The 15,196-nt window shown below is 63.3% G+C and carries 15 protein-coding genes; 3 read left to right on the plus strand and 12 right to left on the minus strand.

The annotated features are described in order from the left end of the window. Window positions 1-62 precede the first annotated feature (62 nt). The 10 genes from fabG to ACLTXB_RS03390 form a co-directional block, all read right to left on the minus strand. A complete protein-coding gene (fabG, locus tag ACLTXB_RS03345) occupies window positions 63-806 on the minus strand; it encodes a 3-oxoacyl-[acyl-carrier-protein] reductase (protein WP_036631366.1) in 744 nt (247 codons plus the stop codon). After that, window positions 806-1,750: an ACP S-malonyltransferase gene (gene fabD / locus ACLTXB_RS03350; protein ID WP_119310592.1), complete on the minus strand. Its 945-nt coding sequence runs from the start codon at window positions 1,748-1,750 to the stop codon at window positions 806-808. The genes fabG and fabD overlap by 1 nt, the downstream gene beginning before the upstream one ends. Beyond that, on the minus strand, window positions 1,747-2,694 hold the full coding sequence (locus ACLTXB_RS03355) for a DUF561 domain-containing protein (protein ID WP_021751420.1): 948 nt from the start codon (window positions 2,692-2,694) through the stop codon (window positions 1,747-1,749). The genes fabD and ACLTXB_RS03355 overlap by 4 nt, the downstream gene beginning before the upstream one ends. A 98-nt stretch (window positions 2,695-2,792) precedes the next feature. Continuing rightward, window positions 2,793-3,740, minus strand: coding sequence for a beta-ketoacyl-ACP synthase III (locus ACLTXB_RS03360; RefSeq protein WP_287553881.1), 948 nt, complete (start codon window positions 3,738-3,740; stop codon window positions 2,793-2,795). Continuing rightward, window positions 3,737-4,555, minus strand: a complete 819-nt coding sequence (locus ACLTXB_RS03365; RefSeq protein WP_412260422.1) for an acetyl-CoA carboxylase carboxyltransferase subunit alpha — start codon at window positions 4,553-4,555, stop codon at window positions 3,737-3,739. The genes ACLTXB_RS03360 and ACLTXB_RS03365 overlap by 4 nt, the downstream gene beginning before the upstream one ends. Next, window positions 4,552-5,406, minus strand: a complete 855-nt coding sequence (gene accD, locus ACLTXB_RS03370; protein WP_036628633.1) for an acetyl-CoA carboxylase, carboxyltransferase subunit beta — start codon at window positions 5,404-5,406, stop codon at window positions 4,552-4,554. The genes ACLTXB_RS03365 and accD overlap by 4 nt, the downstream gene beginning before the upstream one ends. Window positions 5,407-5,411: 5 nt before the next feature. Beyond that, window positions 5,412-6,803, minus strand: coding sequence for an acetyl-CoA carboxylase biotin carboxylase subunit (accC, locus tag ACLTXB_RS03375; protein ID WP_412260425.1), 1,392 nt, complete (start codon window positions 6,801-6,803; stop codon window positions 5,412-5,414). After that, window positions 6,797-7,222 (minus strand): acetyl-CoA carboxylase biotin carboxyl carrier protein, encoded by a 426-nt coding sequence (locus ACLTXB_RS03380; protein ID WP_021751425.1) that lies wholly within the window; start codon window positions 7,220-7,222, stop codon window positions 6,797-6,799. Before ACLTXB_RS03380 ends, accC begins: the two co-directional genes overlap by 7 nt. 66 nt (window positions 7,223-7,288) lie before the next feature. Further along, a complete protein-coding gene (acpP, locus tag ACLTXB_RS03385; RefSeq protein WP_021751426.1) occupies window positions 7,289-7,519 on the minus strand; it encodes an acyl carrier protein in 231 nt (76 codons plus the stop codon). Between the two features lie 156 nt (window positions 7,520-7,675). After that, window positions 7,676-8,005 carry a hypothetical protein gene (locus tag ACLTXB_RS03390; protein ID WP_412260428.1) on the minus strand — a complete coding sequence of 110 codons (330 nt, stop codon included), beginning with the start codon at window positions 8,003-8,005 and terminating at the stop codon, window positions 7,676-7,678. Window positions 8,006-8,215: 210 nt separating this feature from the next. On the opposite strand from ACLTXB_RS03390, the gene trkA reads away from it, so the two are divergent. Next, entirely contained in the window at window positions 8,216-9,583 is a 1,368-nt protein-coding gene (gene trkA, locus ACLTXB_RS03395) for a Trk system potassium transporter TrkA (protein WP_256264410.1), read from the plus strand. 17 nt (window positions 9,584-9,600) lie between these two features. Next, entirely contained in the window at window positions 9,601-11,067 is a 1,467-nt protein-coding gene (locus ACLTXB_RS03400) for a TrkH family potassium uptake protein (protein ID WP_412260432.1), read from the plus strand. Between the two features lie 509 nt (window positions 11,068-11,576). Here ACLTXB_RS03400 and ACLTXB_RS03405 read toward each other — a convergent pair. Then, the gene (locus tag ACLTXB_RS03405; protein WP_051365634.1) at window positions 11,577-12,038 is read right to left on the minus strand and encodes a fumarylacetoacetate hydrolase family protein; all 462 of its coding nucleotides are present in this window, start codon (window positions 12,036-12,038) and stop codon (window positions 11,577-11,579) included. Window positions 12,039-12,068: 30 nt separating this feature from the next. Here ACLTXB_RS03405 and ACLTXB_RS03410 point away from each other — a divergent pair, with 30 nt between their 5' ends. Further along, the gene (locus ACLTXB_RS03410) at window positions 12,069-12,995 is read left to right on the plus strand and encodes a helix-turn-helix domain-containing protein (RefSeq protein WP_333637353.1); all 927 of its coding nucleotides are present in this window, start codon (window positions 12,069-12,071) and stop codon (window positions 12,993-12,995) included. Between the two features lie 69 nt (window positions 12,996-13,064). On the opposite strand, the gene ACLTXB_RS03415 is transcribed toward ACLTXB_RS03410, so the two are convergent. After that, entirely contained in the window at window positions 13,065-15,194 is a 2,130-nt protein-coding gene (locus tag ACLTXB_RS03415) for an FtsX-like permease family protein (RefSeq protein ID WP_317334280.1), read from the minus strand. Between the last annotated feature and the right edge of the window lie 2 nt (window positions 15,195-15,196).

Raw genomic sequence — 15,196 nt, forward strand, 5'->3', positions numbered from 1 at the left:
TCAGCGGAGCCGGTGGCATACCGGCGGAGCGTCCAAGGGGGACACTGTCCCCCTTGAATGCTTCACATCGCCATGCCCCCGTCGACGGCCAGGACCTGGCCGGTGACATAGGCGGCCTCGTCGCTGGCCAGGAAGGCCACGGCCTTTGCCACATCCTCCGGTGCACCCAGCCGCTGCATAGGGATGGTGGGCATCATGGCGTCCTTGGCGGCCTGGGGCATGGCAGCGGTCATGTCCGTCTCAATGAAGCCGGGGGCCACGGCGTTGACCGTCACGCCCCGGGAGGCCAGCTCCTTGGCCAGGGACTTGGTCATGCCTACCACACCCGCCTTGCTGGCGGCGTAGTTCACCTGGCCGGCGTTGCCCCGGAGGCCCACCACGCTGGAGAGGTTCACGATCCGGCCGTACCGCTGCTTCATCATGATTCGGGACACGGCCTTCATGCACAGGAAGGTGCCTTTCAGGTTCGTGTCGATCACCGCGTCGAAGTCGGCCTCCTTCATCATCATCACAAGGCCGTCCCGGGTGACGCCGGCATTGTTCACCAGAATGTCGATCCGGCCGAATTCCTTCACAGCGGCATCCATCAGGGCCTTCACCTGGGCCTCGTCCGCCACGTTGCACTGCACGGCCAGGGCCTTGGCACCCAGGTCCTCGCAAGCGGTCACGGTCTCCTGGGCAGCTTCCGCCCGGCCGGCGTAGCACAGCACCACATTGGCGCCGCCCCGGGCCAGCTCCTCGCAGATGGCCCGGCCGATGCCCCGGCTGCCGCCGGTGACCACGGCGGTCTTTCCAGCAAAATTCATCATGCCTTCTCCTTTATCAGTTGTTCCAGCGTGTCGGGCAGGTTCTCCACATCCGCTGCGGTCTCCACCGCGCAGACCGGTATGCCGGGAACGGTCTTTTTCACAAAACCGCTGAGGGCTTTGCCCGGGCCGATCTCCACGATGGCGTCCACGCCCATGTCGGCCATCTTCCGGATGGAGTCCTCCATGAACACGCTGCTCTGCACCTGCTTTACCAACAGCTCCTGGATGGGGGTGCTGTCATCCTTCACATCCCCCAGGCAGTTGAAGATCACGGGGATCTGGGGATCCGCAAACGCCACGCCCTGGAAGTATTCCCGCAGGGCATTCCCGGCAGGGGCCATCAGGGGGGTGTGGAAGGGGCCGCTGACCTTCAGGGGCAGGCACCGGCGGGCGCCCTTCTCCTTGGCAATGGCGGCGGCCTTCTCCACAGCGGCCTTCTCACCGCCGATGACCAGCTGGCCGGGACAGTTGTAGTTGGCGATTACCACGCACCCCAGGTCAGAGGCCGCGTCGCAGGCATCCTGCAGGGGGCTGCGGTCCAGATTCAGGACGGCCATCATGGCGCTCTCCCGGCCGGCAGCCGCCTCCTCCATGGCCTTGCCCCGGAAAGCCACCAGACGGATAGCTGTGGCGGCGTCGAACACACCGGCGGCGTGAAGGGCGGAGTACTCACCCAGGGAGAGGCCCGCCGCCACAGCGGGGGTGATGCCCTTCTCCCGCAGCACCGCCGTCATGCCGGCGGCAAAGGCCACCATGCAGGGCTGGGTGTAGCGGGTCTGGTTGATGATGCCGTCCGGGTCCTCAAAGGTGACCTTCTTCAGGTCAAAATCCACTTCCGCATGGTCGTAAACAGCCCGGAAAGCGGAAAACGCCTCGTACAGATCGGCGCCCATGCCGGCATGCTGGCTGCCCTGACCGGCGTACAAAAAGCCCAGTTTCATTCTGCGTCGCTCCATTCTGCGGCGGTGGCCTTCGCCCGTGCGATACCGCTCTCATACAGGTCACGGAAAATCTCGGCCACGGGCCGGATCTCGTGGAGCATACCAGCCACCTGGCCGCTCATGACGCTACCCATTTCCACATCGCCCTCCAGCACGGCCCGGCGCAGGCCGCCCAGGGTGACCTTCTCCAGCTCCTCCAGAGAGGCGCCGCGCTTCTCTAGGGCCAGATACTCCCGGGCCATCTTGTTCTTCAGGATTCGGACCGGGCCGCCGATGGAGCGGCCGGTGACCACCGTATCACTGTCCTTGGCCTTCAACACAGCCTGCTTGTAATTGGGGTGGATGGGGCACTCCTCGCTGGCAAGCAAACAGGTGCCCACCTGGATGCCGCAGGCACCCAGGGCAAAGGCCGCAGCCGCCTGACGGCCGTCCGCGATGCCGCCGGCCGCCACCACGGGAACGCTTACCGCATCGATGACCTGGGGCACCAGGGCCATGGTGGTCATCTCGCCCACGTGGCCGCCGGACTCCGTGCCCTCGGCGATGATGGCGTCCACGCCATAGCGCTCCAGCCGCTTGGCCAGAACCGCCGCCGCCACTACGGGCATCACCTTGATGCCCTTTTCCTTCCAGGCGGGAATGTACTTGCCGGGATTGCCGGCGCCGGTGGTGACCACTTTCACGCCCTCTTCCAGAATGATCTGGGCGATGTCGTCGGCATAGGGGCTCATCAGCATCAGATTGACGCCGAAGGGCTTGTCCGTCAGCTCCTTGGCCCGGCGGATCTCCTGGCGGAGACGGTCGCCGTCCCAGCCGCCGGTGGCGATCATGCCCAGGGCACCGGCGTTGGAGCAGGCGGCGGCGAACTCGCCGGTGGCGATGTTGGCCATACCGCCCTGGATAAAGGGGTACTTGGTTCCCAGGATTTCATTGAGCTTTTTCATAAAAATCTCCCATTCGCCGCTGTGCGCGGCCTAAATAAAGCTGAAGTTTTCGCTGGTAACAGGCTTGCGTCCAGAGCGCCTGCTTGACGTGCAGGGAGTCAGGCGAACTCCACCAGGGCGCCGCCCCAGGTGAGGCCGCCGCCGAAGCCCACCACCAAGACCCGGGAGCCGGGCCCCACCTTTCCCAGGTCATGGAGCTCACTGATGACCAGGGGGATACTGGCGGCGGAGGTGTTGCCGTATTTCTGGATGTTCTTGTAGTACTTCTCCGGGGGGATGTGGTACTTTTTGGCTGCCAGGTCGATGATCCGGGCGTTGGCTTGGTGGAAGACGAAGAAGTCCACGTCCTCAATGGCCATGACGGCCTTTTCCAACACCTGGTCGATGCAGTAGGGCACTGCCTTAACGGCGAACTTGAAGGTAGGCTGGCCGTGCATGAAGATGCGGGCCGGCGCCGGCTTCTCCGCGCCGGTGACGCCCAGCATGTCCGGGTCGCCGTGGCAGCCCAGAACGGCGTGGATGGAGGGATAGTCCTCCCGCCACTCCACCACCACAGCGCCGGCGCTGTCTCCGAAGAGGACGCAGGTGCCCCGGTCCTCCCAGTTGATGAACCGGGAGAGCATCTCCGCGCCGATCACCAGGCCGTACTTCCGGGGGGCCTGGGCCAGCAGGCACTCCATGGTGTGGATGGCGAACAGGAAGCCGCTGCATGCGGCATTCAGGTCAAAGCACACCGCGTCGTGGGGCAGCCCCAGCCCCCGCTGCACCATGCAGGCGGCAGAGGGGGACAGGTAGTCGGAGGAGAAAGTGGCCACCACGCAGGCGCCGATGTCCTCCGGGGAAATCCCGGCGTTTTCCAGCGCCTGCCGGGCGGCGCCCACGCACATATCCGTGTGGGTCTCCGTGGTGCAGTGGTGGCGGGTCTGGATGCCGGTGCGGGTGGTGATCCACTCGTCGCTGGTATCCACGATTTTTGCCAGGTCGTCGTTGGTGACGATTTTCGCAGGGGCGAACCGGCCGGTGCCTCTGATTTTGATTCCGCTCATGCTTCCTCCTTCTGGGGTGCTGCGCCCATGCGTCTGAATTTTTGATACCGGCCTGCGGCCAGAGCGACTCCGCTCTCTTTGGAGAGCTCCGCCAGGCAGCGGCTCAGGGCCCGATCCACCTGCCGCATGTGGGCGGCGGGAGCCAGATGGGCGCCGCCCTCCGGCTCAGGGATGATGCCGTCGATGACGCCCAGCTCCAGCAGGTCCGGCGCCGTCAGCTTCATCAGCTCACAGGCTTCCTCATGTCTGGCGGAGTCCTTCCACAGAATGGAGGCGAAGCCCTCCGGAGAGAGAATGGCGTACACGGAGTTCTCCAGCATCAGCACCCGGTTGGCAACGCCCAGCGCCAGCGCGCCGCCGCTGTTGCCCTCGCCGGTGATGAGGGCGATGACGGGGACGGTGAGGCGGCTCATCTCATAGAGATTCCGGGCGATGGCCTCGCCCTGGCCGTGGGCCTCGGCCTCCAGGCCGGGATAGGCGCCGGAGGTGTCGATAAACGTGAGGATGGGGCGGCGGAACTTCTCCGCCTGACGCATCAGCCGCAGAGCCTTGCGGTACCCTTCCGGATTGGGCATGCCGAAGTTGCACTTGAGGTTCTCCTCCAGCGTTTTGTCCTTCCGGGTGCCGATGACGGTCACAGGGCGGCCGTGGTACAGGGCCACGCCGCCCAAGATCGCGGCATCCTCGCCGCAGAGGCGGTCGCCCTTCTGCTCAAAGAAGTCTGTGAACAGCGCCTGAATATAATCTGTGATATTGGGCCGCTGGGGGTGGCGGGCAATGGCCACCCGCTGGGCGGCGGTCAGCGGTTCGCTCATGTGCGTCCCCCTTTCTCATGGAGCCGCAGCAGCTGGGACAGGGTGTCCCGCATCTGAAGGCGCGGCACCACCGCGTCCACAAAGCCGTGCTCCTCCTGGAACTCCGCCCGCTGGAAGCCCTCCGGCAGGGTCTGGCCGATGGTCTGCTGGATGACCCGGGGACCGGCAAAGCCGATCAGAGCGCCGGGCTCCGCCAGGATGATATCGCCCAGAGAGGCGAAACTGGCAGTGACCCCACCAGTGGTGGGGTCCGTAAAGACGGAAATATACAAAAGCCCTTTCTCCGAGAAGCGGGCCAGCGCCGCACTGGTCTTGGCCATCTGCATCAGGGAGAGGATGCCCTCCTGCATCCGGGCACCGCCGCTGGCGGCGAACAGGATCAGGGGCAGGCGGTTCTTGGTGGCGTACTCAATGGCCAGGGTGATCTTCTCACCCACGGCGGCACTCATGGAGCCCATGAAGAAGCGGCTGTCCAGCACACCCACTACGCATTTGCGGCCCCCGATGGTGCCGGTGGCGGTGACCACGGCCTCCGTCAGGCCGGTCTTGCGCTGGGCGGCCTCCACCTTGGCCCGGTAGCCGGGGAAGGAGAGCGGGTCCGCCGCAGGCAGCTTTTCAAACAGCTCCCGGAAGGAGCCGGGGTCCAGAATCGTGCTGAGCCGATAGTAGGCGCCGATGGGGAAATGGTAGCCGCACTTGGGGCAGACCGACAGGTTCTGCGCCACGGATTTGCGGTCGCTGTCCTGCCCGCACTTGGGACAGGTGATGGCTTTATCGCCGGGAATGTGATTGTCCCGGATGGCCTTCATGGCCAGCAGGCGCGCCCGGCGCTTGGCGAAGACGCCGTTCATCCCACTCATGCATCCACCCCGCTTTCACTGAGCTTGCGGCTGAATTCCAGCAGCTCCGACAGGTGTTCATCCAGGAAGGCAGTGGTGCACTCTCCCAGAATGAACTCCGGATGGTACAGAATCTGATAGGAGAGCTCCGCATTGGTGGGGAAGCCCTCCAGAGTGAACTCCTCCAGGCAGCGGCGCATCCGCCGGATGGTCTCCATCCGGGTGGGGGCATAGGCTAGGATCTTGGCCGCCATAGAGTCGTAGTAAGGAGACAGCTCGCACCCGCTGTACAGGCAGGAGTCCACCCGCACGCCGGGGCCGCCGGGGAAATGGAGGAAATCCACCCGTCCGGGGCAGGGGCGGAACCCCTGCACAGGGTCTTCGGCGTTGATGCGGCACTCGATGGCATGGCCCTGGAGCGTCACATCCTCCTGCCGCAGGCGCAGCGCCAGGCCGGAGGCAATCCGCAGCTGTTGGCGCACCAGATCCACACCGGTGACCAGCTCGGTGACGCCGTGCTCTACCTGGATGCGGGTGTTCATCTCCATGAAATAGAAATGCTCCCGGTCCGGGTCCAGCAGGAACTCCACTGTGCCGGCATTCTCATAGCCAACGGCTTTGGCCGCCTTTACGGCGGCGGCGCCCATCCGCTCCCGCAGCTCCGGCGTCAAACACCGGGCAGGGGCCTCCTCGATGAGCTTCTGGTTCCGCCGCTGGACCGAGCAGTCCCGGTCCCCCAGATGGATGACGTTGCCGTAGCGGTCCGCCAGCACCTGGAACTCGATGTGCCGGGGCCGGAGCACCAGCTTCTCCAGATACATCTCGTCATTGCCGAAGCAGGCCTGGGCCTCTGCCTTGGCCTCCGCAAAGGCCGCGGACAGATCCTCCGGCCGGTCGCACCGGCGGATGCCCCGCCCGCCGCCGCCGGCGGACGCCTTCAGCAACACAGGATAGCCTACGGACTCTGCCGCGGCCAGCGCCTCCTCCACAGAGGCAACCGGGCCGTCGGAACCGGGGGTCACGGGCACGCCGGCGGCGCGCATCAGGTCCCGCGCGGCAGATTTGGAGCCGGCCTTGCGGATGGCGTCGCCGGAGGGGCCGATGAAGGTCAGGCCAGCTGCGGCGCAGGCGTCTGCAAAGTCGGCGTTTTCAGAGAGGAAGCCATAGCCGGGATGGACGCCGACGCACCCGGTGGCTTTGGCCACCGTCAGAAGAGCATCCTGATTCAAATAGCTGTCTGCCGCCCGGGCAGGGCCGATGCACACCGCCTGTCCCGCCAGCTGGACATGGAGCGCGTCCGCGTCCGCCTGGGAGTATACGGCCACCGTCTCGATCCCCAGCTCCCGGCAGGCCCGCAGGACCCGCAGGGCGATCTCTCCCCGGTTGGCGATCAATACCCGCCTCAGCATGGCCGATAACGGAACAGCGGCTCGCCGAAGGCCACCAGCTCGCCGTTGCTCTTGCACACGCTCTCAATGACGCAGTCACAGGGAGCGGGAACTTCGCTCATCATCTTCATAGCCTCGATCAGGCAGACGGTCTGGCCCTTGGACACCCGGTCGCCGGGCAGGACAAAGGGGGCCTGGTCCGGGGCGGGCGCCGCGTAGAACGTGCCCACCAGAGGCGCGTCAATAGAGGAGGAGCTGCTCTGGGGCGCAGGCACCGGAGCAGCGGCGGCAGCCGGAGCGGCCGCAGGTGCGCTGGCCGCAGGCGCAGACGCGCCGCCACGGGTCAGCTCTATGGTGAACTCCTGCGTGGACAGCTTCATCGTCTGAGCGGTGCTGCGGTCGAAGCAGGCGACAATCTCAAAAAACTCTTGGTTGGTCATAGCGCATTCCTTTCTCAGCGGAAAGTGAACCCGCCGGAGGGCGCGGGCCCGCCGGCGGGGCAGGGATTACTGCTTGTGGGCGTTCAGGTAGTTCATCACGTCGCCGACGGTCTTCATCTCCGCCAGGGCGCTATCCTCAATGGAGATGCCGGTGGCCTCTTCCAGAGCCATCACCAGTTCCACGGAAGCCAGGGAATCAGCACCCAGATCGTCAGCCAGGGAGGCGTCCATTGTGACTTGCTCCGCGTCGCAGCCCAGGGTCTCCACGATGATATCACGTACTTGCTCGAATTCCATATTGGTACTCCTTATGTCGAAAAATGATGAAATTATTTTAATTAAAATAATTTAACTAAAATAATTTCACGTTGATTTTATGCGGTTTATGCCGGTTTGTCAAGTAAAATTTTGGAGAACGCCCGCCTTCTCCGGGACGTGGCAGCCGCACCTTATTTAATTATAAGGAAGAAGCGCCTGCCGCAGCGCGTCGTCGCTGGCGGGGACGCCCCAGAACCGGAGTGTTCCATTGATCTCCAGGGCGGGAGTGCAGAGGGTCTCCGGATGCTCACTCGTCACCTGTTCGTTCAGCACCCGGCAGCCGGGGCAGTAGGCGTACAGGCAGGGCATCAGCAGGTCCATCCGGTCGATCACATCGTCGTCTGTGATTTTCTCCAGAGTGTAGTCCAGGCCGAGACCGTCGGCAACGGCCCGGATGCGGTCCATGTAGAAGTCGTTCCGGGCACAGATGGAACAGTACAGGCGCAGTTTGACAGGGGTGCTCATTTCATCGTCTCCTTATTCTCCGGGCGGGGCCCATATTCCGCAGAACAGCATACCACAAGGGGAGGCAGGGGGAAAGACGGCGTCCTATTTTTTGGAGATTTGACGAAAAAGATATTTGCTTTTGCCGATATATCCGCTATAATGTGGGAGGATTGCGCCGGAGGATCCCCAACGGAACCTGTCCCGGCGGAAGAAAGGATGGAGGACCGCATGAAGATCGTCATTGTGGGCGCGGGCAAGGTGGGCGTGGCCCTGACGCGCCATCTGGCCGTGGAGAACAGGGTCACAGTGATCGACCAAAATCCACATCTGGTTGAGAACATCATCAACATCTATGATGTGATGGGCGTGTGCGGCAACGGCGCCAGCTACGATGTGCAGAAGGAGGCGGATGTGGAGCAGGCCGATCTGCTGATCGCCACTACCTCCAGCGACGAGATTAATATCCTCACGTGCCTTGTGGCGAAGAAAATGGGTGTGCAGCACACCATCGCCCGTATCCGCAGCCCGGAATACGGCCGCCAGCTGCGGTTTATGCGCAGTGAGCTGGGGCTGTCCATGGCCATCAATCCGGAGGCGGCAACGGCCCGTGAGATCGCCCGTGTGCTGCGGTTCCCCACCGCCATGAAGCTGGAGTCCTTCTCCAAGGGGCGGCTGGAGCTGGTGGAGTACCGGGTGGCGGAGCACACGGCCCTGGACGGCACCCGGCTTTCGGAACTGTACCGGAATTTCAAGGTCCGGGTGCTGATCTGCGCCGTGGCCCGGCAGGGGGAGACGATCATTCCCTCCGGCGATTTCACCTTGCGGGCGGGAGACAAGATCTATCTCACTGCCGCACCCCGGGAACTGGAGAAGTTCTTCCGGCTTCTGGGCGTATTCCGGGCCCGGGCCTCTTCGGTCATGATCGTGGGCGCCAGCAAAATGTGCTACTATCTGGCATCTGAGCTGCTGGAGATGGGCATGTCCGTAAAGATCATCGACCAGAACGAGCAGCGGTGCGTGGAGATGAGCGAGAAACTGCCCCGCGCGCTGGTGATCGTGGGAGACGGGACGGACAGCGAGCTCCTCAGCGAGGAGGGAATCAGCCAGACGGACGCCTTCGTGGCCATCACGGGCCTGGACGAGGCCAACATCCTCATGGCACTCAGCGCTGCCAAGCAGTCCGGCGACTGCTGTAAGGTGGTGGCGAAGATCAACCGCAAGTCCCTGCTGGAGCTGGTCTCCACCGAGAGCCTGATCGACAGTGTGGTGTCCACCGGTGCGGTGACCACAGAGCTGATCCTCCAGTATATCCGGGCCATGAAGAACGCCTCCGCCTCCAAGGTGAAAACGTTGCACCGCATCGTGGATGAGAAGGTGGAGGCTCTGGAGTTCAGCGTGACGCCGGACATCTCCTTCGCCGGCGTGCCCCTGCGGGATCTGAAGCTGAAGCGGGGCCTGCTACTGGCAGGTATCGTGCGGCAGAACGGGCAGATCGTCATCCCCTCCGGCAATGATGTCCTGCACCTCCACGACGATGTGATCGTAGTGACCACGGACACCCAGCTGGAGGATCTTCGGGATATCCTTGCAGAGTGAGAAGGCAGGTAAGTTCTGTGAATTATCGAATGATCGGCTTTGCCATTGGCCGTATCCTGCTGGTGGAGGCGGCGCTGCTGCTGCTTCCCATGGCGGTGGCTCTGGGATATGGGGAATCCCCTGTCCCGTATCTGCTCCCTGCGGCGCTGCTGGTGCTGTGCGGAGGATTGCTGAGCTTCAAAAAGCCGCGGCAGGCGTCTCTGTTCGCACGGGACGGCCTGGCGGTAGTGGCGCTGGCGTGGATTGCCGTGTCCCTCTTCGGTGCGCTGCCCTTTTACATCTCCGGCTCCATAGAGAGCTTTGTAGATTGCTTCTTTGAGACAGTCTCCGGCTTCACCACCACGGGGGCCACCATCCTGACGGAGGTGGAGTCGCTGAACCGGGGCATTCTGTTCTGGCGCAGCTTCACCCACTGGGTGGGCGGCATGGGTGTTCTGGTGTTCGTCATGGCCATTCTGCCTATGGGCGGGGATGGCCACGGGATGCACATGCTGCGGGCGGAGATGCCTGGACCCGCGGTTGGAAAGCTGGTGAGCCGCATGAGCGACACCGCCAAAATCCTCTACGGCATCTACCTGGTGATGACTGTCATTGAGATCGTGCTGCTGCTGGCGGGCGGGATGCCGCTGTTTGACGCCTGCATCCACTCCTTCGGCAGTGCGGGCACCGGCGGCTTCAGCAGCCGGAATCTCAGTGTGGGAGCTTATAACAACCCCTATTTTGAAATTGTGATCGGCATTTTCATGCTGCTCTTCGGCATCAATTTCAATCTGTATTACTTCCTGCTGGTGCGGCGGTTCCGGGACGTGTTCCGGTCCGAGGAGCTGTGGGCCTATGTCCTCATTGTGGCGACGGCAGTAGCTGCCATCACCCTGGATATCGTGCACATGTACGAGTCGGTGGGCACCAGCCTGCGGCACGCGTTTTTCCAGGTGTCCTCCATCATCACCACCACCGGTTATGCCACGGTGGATTTCAACACCTGGCCCACCTTTTCAAAGGCCATTCTGGTGGCGCTGATGTTTATCGGCGGCTGCGCCGGTTCCACCGCTGGCGGCATCAAGGTGGCCCGGGTGGTGATCCTGCAGAAGGTGTCTGTCAGCGAGATGCGGCGGATGCTCCACCCCAATGCGGTGCCCGCCATCCAGTTCGAGGGCAAGCCCCTGAACGAGCGGAGCATCCGGGGCGTCCATCTGTTTCTGGCGGTGTACCTGATGGTCTTCGTGGCGTCCTGCCTGTTGGTGTCTCTGGAGCAGTTGGACCTGGTGACTACGTTCACAGCGGTGGCTGCCTGCATCAACAACGTGGGGCCCGGTCTGGAGATTGTAGGTCCCATGGGTAACTTCTCCAGCTTCTCCCCTTGGTCCAAGCTGCTGCTGTCCTTCGACATGCTGGTGGGACGGCTGGAGATCTTCCCCATGCTGCTTCTGTTCGCCCCTTCCATCTGGAAACGGCGGCTGTCGTCCCGCAGGCTGGTGGACTGACTTGCCTGAAAATCAAATCCAACGGAACAGGACCGCCGCGGAGATCTGCGGCAGTCCTGCCGTCCTGTCAAGCGCCCTCCGCCGCCGCGGAGGGCGCTTTTTTTCTGCGGTGGGGGGAGATTGCCGGGCAGCGCGGGACAACGGCCACCGGCAACCGCGTCTCCAAAGCTGCCCGCCCCAAACAGAGGAATATGTTTCCCCGGAGCGCCGCCCCACCGGCAAGCGGACAGGAGGGCCTGCGGGACGCTGTGAGCGGCGTCCCGCGGGATGGGCTTCAGGCATCACGGCGGCTAAAGGATCGGCTGACGGATACGAAGAGGAGGCAAGTAGACGGCGGCATCCGGACAGAGGCGGGCTCTGGAGAGACGCCCGGCCCGGACCCTGATGGGCGAGAAGAAGCTGCACCCCGGCGGAGCTGTGGAATCAAAAGAGCGGGGCCCCGGAGGACAATGGCAAAACCTCCGGGGCCCCTTGAAGGGATTGGACAGGAATCGTTTCAAAACAGAACGCTAGCGGATGGGGTTGGAGATGCGACCGATCCCGTCGATCTCGCAGGTGACCACATCTCCGCGCTTGAGGAAGCAGGGGGGATCCATTCCCATCCCCACTCCGGCGGGGGTGCCGGTGATGAGGATGGTGCCCGCCGGCAGCGTCATGCCCTGCGAGAGCTCACTGACGATGTGGCGGATATTGAAGAACACCTGGTCCGTCACGCTGTTCTGCCGCAGCTCTCCGTTGACAAAGCTTCTGATGGATAGCGCGGGCGGGCAGGGGAATTCGTCCGCAGTGACAATGACCGGCCCCATGGCAAAAAAGGTATCCAGGCTTTTTCCGAGGAAGTTCTGCTTGTGGCGGTACTGGACGTCCCGGGCGCTGACGTCGTTGGCCACGCTGTATCCGAAGATGTAGTCGCCCACATCTTCCTCCCGGACATGGAGCGCGTCCCTGCCCAGGACAACGGCCAGCTCCACTTCATAATCCAGCTTGGAGACAAAATCCAGATGGCCGTCGATCGCCTCCCCATCGCCCAGGGCCCGGAGGACATCCGCCAGGCGCAGAGCCTGCCGGCTTCCAGCGAGCTGTATCTGCGCCCAATGGACAAGCTCATCCAGACTGCCGGCAGTTCCGCGCTGCCCGTTCTGATCCAGGGGGCGGTGGGGACCCACAAGGGCGTGGTGGCCCGTCGCATTCACACCAAAAGCGCCACGGAGGGGACCACGCTGATGCGCCTGCAGTGCAGGGATCTGACGGAGAAAAACTGGGACATGCTGTTGAATAATGCCGCGTCTCCCATTCACGCCACGGGATACACGGTATATCTGGAAAACGTGGATACGCTGCCGAAGGATCTGCAGCAGCAGGTGGGGACCTATATTGAGGATACCAAGATGACCCACCGCCATCGGGTAATCAGCTCCAGCTGCTGCGACCTGTCTGCCGAGGTGGCCCGGGGACAGTTCTCCAGCCGGCTCTATCTGCAGCTCAGCGGATTCACCATCAATGTGCCGTCTCTGGCCCAGCGGAAGGAGGATATTCCCGCCTTTGTCAATATGATGATTCCCCAGTACAATACCGCGCTGGCCAAATCCACCGTGGGCATGGAGCCGGATGCCATGGAGCTGATGGTGGAATTTGAGTGGCCGCTGAATCTGGTGCAGCTGGAAAAGGTGCTGCGCCAGATGATCGCGGCGTCCTCGGGATTTTATATCACTGCCGCTGAGGTGGCCGCGGTCCTGCAGAACGAGATGCGGAAAGTGAGTGCCCTTCCGCCGGCGGTGGATCTCTCCGGGACCTTGGAGGACATCGAGCGGAGAGTGATCGAACAGGTGCTGCGGGAGGAGAACATGAATCAGTCCGCTGCGGCCAAGCGGCTTGGAATCGGCCGAAGCACCTTGTGGAGAAAGATCGCCGGCAGCGGCGGAAAATAAACAAAAAGGTCCGGGGGCACAGGGAATATCCCTGTGCCCCCGGACCAAATTTCCGGCAGCGCGGAAGCTTCACTTGCCTTGGATTCCCAGCGCGCGGCAGACGCTGCGGCGGGTGATGCGGTATACCCCATAGAGCACCGCCGAAAGCACGGCGATCACCGCAGCACAGACGGCCATGCCGGCCATCTCGCCGGGGGTGAAGCGGTTATCATTGAAGTACATAATCATGAGGTAGAAGGCGGAGATGACTGCCGTGCCCACGATGGCGGGCACAAGAAACACCTTGGACACCTGCCCCTTTACGGACCGGAACAGATAGCGGTTCGGCGCCCCCAGGTGCCGCAGGTCGTCGTACACCCGTGCGTTGGTGAGGGCGATGGTCATGCACCGGGTAAAGGCAATGACGATGACCGCCGCGAAGCAGATCAGGGCGATAAAGATGAACAGCACCAAAAACACCGCCATGGTGGTGACGAAGTCGTTCTGATCCAGCACCCGGAACTGGGGCATGTAGAGCCAGTAGTTGCGGAACTCCGAGGTGTCCCGGTCCTCCCGCTCTATCACCGGGAAGCCATGGGCGGCGATATGTGCCCGGTCGTAGTCATAGACCTCGCCGGCCTCCTCCGCCAGCGCCGCACTTACCAGGTCGTAGGCGTCCATCTGCAGCACATCGTCGCCGGAGCGGTCCACGATCTCGTTGAACAGGGCGTCGGCAAAGGGATAGCTGGCCTCCGCATCCGCCACGTTGAAGAATACCCAGGTCTCCCGCCAGAGGTCGGTGAGTCCGGCGGTGAGGATCTCGTAGTCGGCGTCATCCAGCACGTAGCAGCCCAGCAGCATGGTGAAACACAGAGGCTCCGCCGGGGTAACGGACAGGCTGGCCCCGGTGACCATATTGGTGACCAGCGTCACGTCGCCGCCGGAGAGATAGCTGGCGCCGCCCTCGTCATCCAGCACGTTGGCGCAGGTGCCGGGGGCCAGGTCCACATCTTGGCCGGTGAGGGCGTTCCAGGCGCTCTCGGAAAAATAGGTGGCCCCGCCTTGGACCTCCCGGTATTCCTGGGTGTAGGTGGTGCCCAGAGCCCCGGAGCTCTGCTCGATGGAGACAGTGCCGTCACAGCCCAGGGTGGCGGCGTCCACCTGGGTCCAGGAGGTGATGTCAACACCATGCTTCGACGCCAGAGATTCCACCTCGCCCCGCTCCGGCCAGTTCTGATCATTCCGCCAGTGGTACTCGAAGTCCACCGGCCGGGTGGAGAAGCTGTAGGTGGAACTGGTATTCAGCATGGGGGCGTAGAAGGAGGCGAAATAGGCGCCGACGATCAGCAGCGTCATCACCAGCATGTTCCGCACCGTCTGACGGCCCTGGAACTTCATCATGGACGTGGCGATGATGTCCCGGTACTTGTGGCGCTTCCGCCAGCCGTTCACCACCGTGTGGAGCAGGATCATGTACATGCCGACCAGCGCCGGCAGGTAAAAGACGGCGTCCACCCCAGAGGGGGAATACCAATGGAGAACCGTGATAAAGAACGACGGCATCAGAAACCCTGCCAGGGCGCCGATTACCACCAGGACGATGCCCACGCTTCCGTACCACCGCTTTACCTCGCGGATAGGCTCGGACTTGTGGGACTCCTGGACGATGTCGATGATGTTGGTGCGGCGGATGGACCGGCCGCCCAGGAAGAACAGCATCCCCACCACGTAGGCGGCAAAGACCATGGACAGCAGATAGGACCGGGGATCGAAGGACAGGGCCATCTCCTGGGAGTCCACCAGGAACAGGCGGAACAGCTGCCACACGCCCCAGGCCAGAGGGCCGCCCAAGACCGCCCCGGCGGCGCAGGAGCCCAGGGAGATCACCGCCAGCTCCTTGCCCATCTCCCGCTGCAGCTGGCGGCGGGTGGCCCCCAGGGCCAGGAACACGCCGGTCTCCCGGGACTTCTGCCGGAAGAACAGCCCGGCGGCATAGGCGGTGAACACGGCGCAGCCGATGACCGCCAGAACGAACACCATCATCACCTGCTTGCGGCTGTCGCCGCCCTCCGGCAAGACGGAGAGGATGGTGGGGGAGCGCATCATGCAGACATAGGCAGTGATCAGCAGCACGGAGAAGAAGCTGCACCCTGCCAGCAAGGCATACTGGCCCCTGTTTTTGCGGCGCAGGGCCGCGTAGGCGTCGGAAAAGTGCCGCATGG

The sequence above is a fragment of the Flintibacter sp. genome (assembly GCF_046973065.1).

Coding starts and splice junctions, on each gene's coding strand:
- fabG (WP_036631366.1), bottom strand. CDS start 806: ATGAATTTTGCTGGAAAGACCGCCGTGGTCACCGGCGGCAGCCGGGGC.
- fabD (WP_119310592.1), bottom strand. CDS start 1,750: ATGAAACTGGGCTTTTTGTACGCCGGTCAGGGCAGCCAGCATGCCGGC.
- ACLTXB_RS03355 (WP_021751420.1), bottom strand. CDS start 2,694: ATGAAAAAGCTCAATGAAATCCTGGGAACCAAGTACCCCTTTATCCAG.
- ACLTXB_RS03360 (WP_287553881.1), bottom strand. CDS start 3,740: ATGAGCGGAATCAAAATCAGAGGCACCGGCCGGTTCGCCCCTGCGAAA.
- ACLTXB_RS03365 (WP_412260422.1), bottom strand. CDS start 4,555: ATGAGCGAACCGCTGACCGCCGCCCAGCGGGTGGCCATTGCCCGCCAC.
- accD (WP_036628633.1), bottom strand. CDS start 5,406: ATGAACGGCGTCTTCGCCAAGCGCCGGGCGCGCCTGCTGGCCATGAAG.
- accC (WP_412260425.1), bottom strand. CDS start 6,803: ATGCTGAGGCGGGTATTGATCGCCAACCGGGGAGAGATCGCCCTGCGG.
- ACLTXB_RS03380 (WP_021751425.1), bottom strand. CDS start 7,222: ATGACCAACCAAGAGTTTTTTGAGATTGTCGCCTGCTTCGACCGCAGC.
- acpP (WP_021751426.1), bottom strand. CDS start 7,519: ATGGAATTCGAGCAAGTACGTGATATCATCGTGGAGACCCTGGGCTGC.
- ACLTXB_RS03390 (WP_412260428.1), bottom strand. CDS start 8,005: ATGAGCACCCCTGTCAAACTGCGCCTGTACTGTTCCATCTGTGCCCGG.
- trkA (WP_256264410.1), top strand. CDS start 8,216: ATGAAGATCGTCATTGTGGGCGCGGGCAAGGTGGGCGTGGCCCTGACG.
- ACLTXB_RS03410 (WP_333637353.1), top strand. CDS start 12,069: ATGGCCGTCGATCGCCTCCCCATCGCCCAGGGCCCGGAGGACATCCGC.
- ACLTXB_RS03415 (WP_317334280.1), bottom strand. CDS start 15,194: ATGCGGCACTTTTCCGACGCCTACGCGGCCCTGCGCCGCAAAAACAGG.